General features: G+C 61.2%; 6 protein-coding genes and 1 tRNA gene. 3 read left to right on the forward strand and 4 right to left on the reverse strand.

The window, feature by feature from the left end; all coding sequences use genetic code 11:
• Positions 1 to 110 precede the first annotated feature (110 nt).
• Positions 111 to 941, forward strand: coding sequence for a cobalt-precorrin-6A reductase (locus NW809_RS08680; RefSeq protein ID WP_240527821.1), 831 nt, complete (start codon positions 111 to 113; stop codon positions 939 to 941).
• Here NW809_RS08680 and NW809_RS08685 read toward each other — a convergent pair.
• Positions 899 to 1255 carry a single-stranded DNA-binding protein gene (locus NW809_RS08685; protein ID WP_011431189.1) on the reverse strand — a complete coding sequence of 119 codons (357 nt, stop codon included), beginning with the start codon at positions 1253 to 1255 and terminating at the stop codon, positions 899 to 901. The two genes, NW809_RS08680 and NW809_RS08685, sit on opposite strands and share 43 nt — an antisense overlap.
• A 372-nt stretch (positions 1256 to 1627) precedes the next feature.
• On the opposite strand from NW809_RS08685, the gene NW809_RS08690 reads away from it, so the two are divergent.
• A complete protein-coding gene (locus NW809_RS08690; protein ID WP_099812848.1) occupies positions 1628 to 3778 on the forward strand; it encodes an NAD(P)H-quinone oxidoreductase subunit 5 in 2151 nt (716 codons plus the stop codon).
• Between the two features lie 492 nt (positions 3779 to 4270).
• Here NW809_RS08690 and NW809_RS08695 read toward each other — a convergent pair whose 3' ends face one another.
• Positions 4271 to 5050: a response regulator transcription factor gene (locus NW809_RS08695; protein WP_099812846.1), complete on the reverse strand. Its 780-nt coding sequence runs from the start codon at positions 5048 to 5050 to the stop codon at positions 4271 to 4273.
• A 97-nt stretch (positions 5051 to 5147) separates the two neighbouring features.
• On the opposite strand from NW809_RS08695, the gene fni reads away from it, so the two are divergent.
• Complete coding sequence (gene fni, locus NW809_RS08700; protein ID WP_041438548.1) at positions 5148 to 6224, forward strand: type 2 isopentenyl-diphosphate Delta-isomerase; 1077 nt, start codon at positions 5148 to 5150, stop codon at positions 6222 to 6224.
• Between the two features lie 260 nt (positions 6225 to 6484).
• Here fni and NW809_RS08705 read toward each other — a convergent pair whose 3' ends face one another.
• Both NW809_RS08705 and NW809_RS08710 read right to left on the reverse strand, forming a co-directional pair.
• On the reverse strand, positions 6485 to 8098 hold the full coding sequence (locus tag NW809_RS08705; RefSeq protein ID WP_011431195.1) for a DUF6930 domain-containing protein: 1614 nt from the start codon (positions 8096 to 8098) through the stop codon (positions 6485 to 6487).
• Positions 8099 to 8235: 137 nt separating this feature from the next.
• Positions 8236 to 8308, reverse strand: a tRNA-Thr gene (locus tag NW809_RS08710).
• Between the last annotated feature and the right edge of the window lie 197 nt (positions 8309 to 8505).

The following is an 8505-nucleotide window of genomic DNA, read 5'->3' on the forward strand; positions in this document are numbered from 1 at the left end:
GTTGACAGCGTCGACCGCGATCCCAGCCACATGCATCTCGATCATGAGCACTCGCCTCCAGCCTTCAGACCTCGATCGTATCCACTGGTAGCAAACTTTGGCAACACAGCATGGGCTCGGTTCGTACATCACTTGAAGTGGCCCTCATCGGTGGCACCAGCGAAAGCCGCAGCTTGGCCCACGTCCTCAGCCATGAGGGGATCCCTTGGATAGCCACCGTCACCACCGAGGGCGGAAGAAGGCTGTATCGGGATCTGCCCGGCCAGGTGGTGGTGACGCGATTTTCGCCGCCATCTTTGGCACAATTCCTACAGGAACACGGGATCCGCGTGCTGGTAGATGCTTCCCATCCCTTCGCCCAGGAGATCTCGCAACTGGCCATGCAGGTGACCGCCCAACTGGGGATCCCCTACCTGCGCTACGAGCGCCCCCCGGTGGCGTTGGATCCCTGGGTACAGGTGGCGCCGGACTGGCAGGCGGTGCTCACGGATGGCGTACTGGCGGGGCGGCGGGTGCTGCTGACGGTGGGGGTGAAGGCATTGCCCCTGTTTGGGCCCTGGCAGGATCGCTGCCAACTGTGGGCGCGGGTGCTGCCGGAGTCGGTTCCCCAAGCGGTGCAAGCCGGGATCCCTGCCGAGCGGGTGATCGGAATGCGCCTGCCCCTCAGCTTTGAGCAGGAACTGCGGCTTTGGCAGAGTCTAGATCCTCAGGTAGTCATCAGCAAGGAGTCTGGAGAAGCGGGTGGGCTGGCCGTCAAGCAGGCAGTGGCCAAAACCCTGGGGATCCCGCTGTGGGTCATCCGGCGGCCACCCTTGCGCTATCCCTGGTGCAGCCAGGATTTGACAGCGGTGGTGCAGGAGTGCAAGCGCCGACTGGCCGGAGCTCACGCTCAAACAAATCAAAACGGCTCCTCGGCGGGCAGGTCAGCCTCCCGGTCTTGACGGGATCCCAGGAGTTCGAGGCGATCTACGGCAATGACGGGTCTTTGGCGATCCTCACCGGTGGATTTGTCTTTCCAGCGATCGAACTTGAGGCTGCCGGTTACCCCAATGAGGCTGCCCTTGCGCACATATTCTCCGGCCACCTCGGCGGTGCGCCCCCACAGCTCTAGGTTGAACCAATCGGGCTTGTCTTCGCCTTTGCGGAAGCGGTTCACCGCCAAGCTAAAGGTACACACCACCCTGCCCGACTCAAAGTAGCGCACCTCCGGATCCATGCCGGCTCGCCCCACCAAGGTCACCAAGTTCAGGCTCATGGGCTTTTCTCCAGACAGTCTGCAGCTTTCAGCCTTTAGTTGTAGCGCTTGCAAGGGATCCCTGTCATCTTGGCAACGACAGTCTCAGCCGATCCCGTCAGCGGGCCGTAGGCCTTGCGGATCTGAGCTGGGGGAGAGTCTTCAGGATATCTCCCGATTCTCCTGCGGGGATCTCGGTTGATCGGGAAGAAGAATCTTTGCTCTCATGGACTGGGTGGTTGCAGGGGGGGCGCTGATCGTGTTGCAAAGATTTACAATATCAGAAGCTCCAGAGCACCTGCCGGCCTAGGCCCCTGATCCCGACAGACAGATTGCCACCGGCCAGCAAGAAGGGCTCATCACTGCAAGAGGACGCATTCAGCACCAGTTCCTATGGAATTCATCTACGCATACGCCTGGTTGATCCCCGTTTATCCGTTGGTGGCGGCTTTTTTACTCGGCTTGGGCATTTTGCTGTTCAATGCCTGGACAAGGGCCAACCGCTCTCTGGCCGCCTTCTTGAGCGTGTTCGCGACGGGAACGGCGATGGTTCACGCCTTTGCCCTCTTGGCCGGCCAAGTGCAGGGCCATGAGACCGTTCTCAAAACCCTCACCTGGGCTCAGGCGGGCTCCTTCTCCCTGGACATGGGCTTTGTGGTGGATCACTTGAGCGCCATGATGCTGGTGGTGGTAACCACGGTGGCCTTTCTGGTGCAGATCTACTCCGACGGCTACATGGCCCACGACCCTGGCTATGTGCGTTTCTACGCCTACCTGAGCCTGTTTGCCTCCTCGATGCTGGGCCTGGTGGTCAGCCCCAACCTGGTGCAAATCTATGTCTTCTGGGAGCTGGTGGGGATGTGCTCCTACCTGCTGATTGGCTTTTGGTACGAGCGGCAGGCAGCGGCGGAGGCAGCCCAGAAGGCGTTTGTCGTCAACCGGGTGGGGGACTTTGGGCTGTTGCTGGGCATTTTGGGCTTCTACTGGATTTCCGGCACGTTTGGGTTCGAGGAGCTGGCTCGCAATGTGGAGCAGATGGTGGCCAACGGCGCGGTGAGCAGCAGCTTGGTTGCCCTGTTTGCGGTGTTGGTGTTCTTGGGCCCGGTGGCCAAGTCGGCCCAGTTCCCGCTGCACGTGTGGCTGCCGGATGCCATGGAAGGCCCCACGCCCATTTCGGCCCTCATCCACGCAGCCACGATGGTGGCCGCCGGGGTGTTCCTGTTGGCGCGCATGTTCCCGCTGCTGGAAGGGATCCCACCAGTCATGGACCTCATCGCCTGGACAGGGGCGGGCACGGCCTTTTTGGGGGCCAGCATTGCCATCACCCAAAACGACATCAAAAAGGGCCTGGCCTACTCCACCATTTCCCAGCTGGGCTACATGGTCATGGCCATGGGATCCGGTGCCTATGGGGCAAGCTTGTTCCACCTGATGACCCACGCCTACTTCAAGGCGCTGCTCTTCTTGGGCTCTGGCTCTGTAATTCATGGCATGGAGGCGGTGGTGGGCCACGACCCGGTCTTGGCCCAGGACATGCGCCTGATGGGAGGGCTGCGCAAGTTCATGCCCGTTACGGCCTTCACGTTTTTGATCGGCACGCTGGCCATCTGTGGGATCCCGCCCTTTGCCGGCTTTTGGTCTAAAGATGAGATTTTGGCCGCGGTTTTTGAGCGCAACCCGGCCCTCTGGGGGGTGGGCTTCCTCACGGCGGGGATCACCGCCTTCTACATGTTCCGCATCTACTTCCTCACCTTTGAAGGGGAGTTTCGCGGCACCAACCTGAAGCTGCGGCAGGAGGTGGCCGTCAGCCAAGGCCGACCGGTGCCGGCTTTTGCCTACGCGTTTGCCGGGAAAGAGGCGGCCTATGGTCCCGGAGCCATGAACATTTACGAAAAGCCCCAGCCCAGCAGCCATCCCGAAGCTGGGGGAGAGGGACACGAAGGGCATGGCCACGCTGCCGAGCCGCATGAATCTCCGGCATCGATGACGATTCCGCTGGTGGCGCTGGCCGTTCCTTCCGTGCTGATCGGCTTGGTGGGCACTCCCTTTGCCAACTTCTTCGAGGCTTTCATCCATGCGCCTGGTGAGTCTGCAGCAGAAACTGGTTGGGCCCAGGTGGCCGCCGAGTGGCAAGCGGTGCTGGCCGGCCACTTCGATTGGGCAGAGTTTCTGATCATGGCGGGCAGCTCGGTGGGCATTGGGCTGATCGGCATTGCCCTGGCGGGTCTTATCTACTGGCAAAAACGTATTGATCCCAGCACCTTCCCCCAAAGTCTGCAACCCCTGTACTACTTCTCCCTCAACAAGTGGTACATTGACGACCTCTACGAGCGGGTCTTTGTGCGGGGCACCCGCTTTGTGGCGCGGGAGGCCTTGGAGGTGGACAGCCGCATTGTGGATGGGGTGGTCAACTTGACGGGCCTGGCGACCATGGTCGGCGGCGAAGTGATGAAATATCTGGAGAACGGCAAGGCGCAGTTTTACGCTTTGATCATCTTTGCGGCGGTGGTGGTGATGGTGGTGCTTTCTGGGGTTGGGGTCTAGCCCAGGAGCTCGGTTGCTGCTGATCAAGGTTTTGCCATCAGCAGTAAACTAACCGGCTCCGACCGCCCCCCTCAATCCCCTCGTATACGGGGGGCAGGGGGGCCGGGGGGCAAGTCTTCCAAGGCAATAGGACTGTTGGTTGCCTGCGCCCTACAAACAATCGCTTTGGAGAGGCAGTGATTCACCCAAGCCTGAGAGCGTCTCTCCCTGCCAGACAGCCGCTGAGCGACCGAAGTACACGCGCCCTTGTCATTCGACTCTCCGCACAACACCGGAGCGCACCCTGCATTGCACAGTTTCTCGGATGCCACCCCGCCACTGTCCTCAACGACCTCAAGCGAGGGCAACAGCGTTGCTGCGATGGGCTTGCGGACGGCAAAGCACTTGGCGCTCCCCCAAAAGTTACCCCTGGGGTGAAGGCTTACCTTGTCACCCTGCCTGCCGAAAACTGCATCTAGGCAGCCACGCAACTGCAAGTGCATCTCTTCACACTCACCCGACACTTGAAGCAGCTCTACGGCGCCGCTGTTGAGGCCCAGATCCTGGGGCAGTTGCGCCAGCAGCTCGACTCGGCTGCTGCAAGGGAGGAGGCGGCTCTATGCCGAAGCTGTAGCCCACCTGGCGCACAGTGTGAATGAGGCGGGGTTGGTGCGGATCGCGCTCCAGTTTCTTGCGCAGGGAGAGGATGTGGGTATCGATGGTGCGGGGGTTGGCGGTGGAATCGGGCCAAGCCCGCTCCAGCAGCTCCTGCCGCGAGAGAGGATCCCCATCGGCCTGGATCAGCACCATCAGCAAGCTAAACTCCTGCGGGGTGAGGTCGATGCCTTGGCCGGCCAGGGTGACGCGCCGCTGCACCAGGTCGATTTTCAGATCCCCATACTGCAGGAAGGTGGGGGGAAGGCTGCGCCGCAGCCGACGGGTCAGGGCCTGAATGTGAGCATCCAGAAGGGGCAGACTAAGGGGCTTGGTGAGGTAGTCGTCTGCGCCTGCCTTCAGCCAAGCGATGATGTCGGCTTCCGCTCCCTGTTGGGAGAGGAGCAAGATCAACACATCGCAATGGCGATGCGCCCACCGGCATAGTTGGAGTCCGGCACGGCTGGACAGCTCCGCATCCAAAATTAAGAGGTGGACAGGCTGCTGTTGCAGCAGGGTTTTGGCTTGGCGAATGGTCTCCGCTTCCCAAACCCGGTGCCGTGCCTGTTGCAGATGCCAACCCAGCAAGCTGCGCAGATGAGGGTTGCCTTCTGCCAGCAAGATGTGCAAAGGTTGCATGGCTACTAGGTTGGATCCCGCCCTCATCATAGACAGCGGGCCACCTTCGGACAATGTTGTTCGCCCGCTACCGGTTGGACAGCCCTCTATCCAGACCATGGCCGATTCTCCATCCCCTATCTCCGAACGTAAGCAGGATCACCTGGACATTGTTTTGCGGCAGGACGTAAACGCCAGAGGGATCCGCACCGGATTTGAGCGGTTTTTCTTCGAGCACGTGGCGCTGCCGGAGCTGCTGCTGCCCGAGATCGATCTCAGTTGCCAGTTTCTGGGAAAACGCCTGCAGGCCCCTCTGCTGATTAGCAGCATGACCGGGGGGACAGACACTGCCCGGGAGCTAAACCTGTACCTGGCGGCTGCCGCTCAAGAGCTGGGCATTGCCATGGGGGTGGGATCCCAGCGGGCAGCTTTAGAACACCCGGAGCTGGCCCAGACTTACCAGGTGCGCCCAGTGGCTCCGGATATTCTGCTTTTGGCCAACCTGGGCGCTGTGCAGCTCAACTACGGCTATGGCCTGGAGCAGGCGCGACGGGCAGTGGAGATGATCGAGGCAGATGCGCTGATTTTGCACCTCAACCCGCTGCAGGAGGCGGTTCAGCCCCAGGGGGATCCCGACTGGCGCAACCTCTATCGCCGCATCGAGCAGTTGGTGAACCAGTTGCCGGTGCCGGTGCTGGTCAAGGAAGTGGGCAATGGCCTCAGCGCCCAAGTAGCCCGGCGGCTGGCCGAGTGTGGCGTGGCCGCCCTAGATGTGGCTGGGGCAGGGGGGACGAGCTGGAGCGAGGTGGAAGCCCATCGCCAGACCGATCCCCTCCAGAAACGCATTGCCCACAGCTTCCGGGACTGGGGGATCCCAACCGCCTTGGCCCTGCTGGAAATCCGCCGCTTCCTGCCCAACCTGCCCCTGGTGGCCAGCGGCGGCATCCGCACCGGCATCGATGCAGCCAAAGCCATCCGCTTAGGGGCCGATGTGGTCGGCATGGCCGCTCCCGCTCTCCACGCCGTCTCCCGAGGGCGGGCCCAGGCGGTGGTGGACAGCTTCCGAGCCGTGATCGAGGAGCTGAGGATCGCCGCTTTTTGCACCGGATCGGCCAACTTGGCGCAGCTACGGCAAGCGGCTTTGCGCTGGCAAGATACCTGGGATCCGCTGCCTCCTATCATGGAAAGGGGTTGAAATCAAATTCCCAACACCTGCCACAGGCTCACCTCCAACCCCAGGACGGCCGCCCCTGCCGCACTTGCTTGCAGCTCACAGGCTACGGCGTCGGGCCTCGGGGCGATAGTTCTCCGCAAGGAGACCCCCTCTTTCCCTGGCAAAAAAGTGCCTCTGGAAAGGCTTGGCAAAGGATATCTCCAGCCTCAGGCTTTGAAACGCCGTCTGCGAGGCCTGGGCGGTCTTGGGATCCCTTAGCTGGGGGCTGCCCCAGGAAGCCTTTAGGGAAAGTGCAACTGTCGGCTAATGCGCACCATAGGCCCCAGGCCCAATCGGGTCGGGTTGAGCGCCTGCATCTCAAACAGGGCCAGAATGTGGCGTACCTGCAGCTCTGGCCGGTTGGAATTTACCCCCATCGCCACCACCAGGCCACAATAGCCGCCCGTCTCGCGGCAACGCCGCTCCCAGCGCCTGCGAGCTTTGGCGTGCACGGGATCGTCCTCGGGAAACTCTGCAAACAGGTGCAGGTCGCGGTTGCCCGTTTGGACAATTTCCAAGTCGTAGCGGCTGCCGGCAAAGGGATCCACCCCTGTGTTAAAACAAACACCCTGGGGCCCCCCTTCGCCGCGCAGGTTTTCGATCAATTGCTTGGCCTTGGGGCGGGAGGTGCGCACGATCACCACCGGCAGCCCTTCACCCCTTGGCACCAGCTTACTCTGGGGGAGAGGATGCCATTGCCCTGTGCGGCGCAGCGCCTCTACGGTGGCCCAGGGCAGCACGCCCAGGCTAAGCTGCGCACCCTCAGGCACCAGATCATCTCGCAGCAGGGTTTGGGTGTGCTCTTCTTCGTCTCCTTCTAGCTCCAGAAGTTCTACAGCCAAGTCGGGCAAGGTGCGCACTTGCACCGAGAGGGTTTCCCCTGGGGCCTGGGGGTTGGGAATGCGATACCGCCCCTGACAGGGTTGGAAATCCTCTTCCAGCTTGCGGCGGTACTGCTTCAAAAAACGATGCAAGGCCTCCAAAGCCACCGCCACAGCCGCCGCCTCATCTTCCTGCAAAACAACGCGCAGGCCCTCGAGAGGGTGGATGGTGCCGAAGTTCGGCTCGATTTCTTCGGGATCCAGATCGGCCAAGTCCAGGTCTGATAGCTCGTTGAGTTCGGGATTGCGAGCTTGAAAGGTGAGATAGAGACAATCTTGCCTGAGGAAGGCTTCCTCCATCTCCTCGGAAGTCTCTGGTTGGCCCGCGTCCTGGCGAAACCGTTTGAGGGAGTGCAGCGAGCGATAAAAAAGAACCCCGTACTCCATCCCCAGCCGCCCCATGACCGAGACGTAGAGGGTTTCAATATCCCAGCGATTTAGCTCGATCGCCAAGATTTGGTGATCCTCTAGATAGTCCCAGGGGGCATCTTGCCAGAGGGTGAGGGCTTTGCCGGCCAGCAGCTTCGCGTAGTTCTCCGGCAGCGGCGGCGGGATCCCCTCACTGGCCTCTGCAAAGCTCTGCAGGATCTCGTCGATTAGCGGCAATTCCGGCTGGCATTCCACTTTGATGTCCAGCTCGTGCAAAATGCCGCGCAGGAAAAACTGCACCTCCCGATCCCGCACGACGACCTTTTGCGGACGAGCCGGCAAGGCAGCATTGGGCCGCTCCATAGCCATGATCAAGGTTCGCACCATCGGCTCCAAGCCGGAGCCAGCAGGCACCACCTCCATGGCCCGCACCACGCCCTGAACGCCATCCACCCATAAAATGCACTCCCCCTCAGCCAAGCCGGCGGAGATCTGGGATCCCAGGGCTAGCGAACCTGGTAGGCGGTGGCAATCCCCTTCCCATACCGAGGACACCTGGGGCAGCTTTTGCAATCGACGAACTGTAGCGGCTGGCAGACCCGACATAGACATCTAGAGCAAACAAAGGAACAAATTGGCAGATACCCTGCGCGGGGATCTGAGGGGGTGAGGATGAAGGATCCCCCTGAAGTCAATCTAACCAAACTGCCAGAGTCAAAGCTGAGTGACTGAGCCGCCTGCCAAGCTGATGGTCAGACTCGAACTGACGACCGCTCGATTACAAGTCGAGTGCTCTACCAACTGAGCTACATCAGCAATTTAGCTCTACCGATTCTAGCATTCTCTCTTGGGAAGTTGTCCCCCAGCCGCTGGCTTGCTTCGGGGGGCAATAGGCGGGGGATGCTTTCTTGACCCAGAGGCCCACCCCCCTCCCAGAGGGAGAGGGGAAGGGAGCTTAGCCTCAACTTGGCAGGACGGCTACTGCTGCTCCGCTGCCGGTTGGGCAATGGGGG

Source organism: Synechococcus sp. WC101 (genome assembly GCF_047461555.1).
In the GTDB taxonomy this organism is placed as follows: domain Bacteria; phylum Cyanobacteriota; class Cyanobacteriia; order Thermostichales; family Thermostichaceae; genus Thermostichus.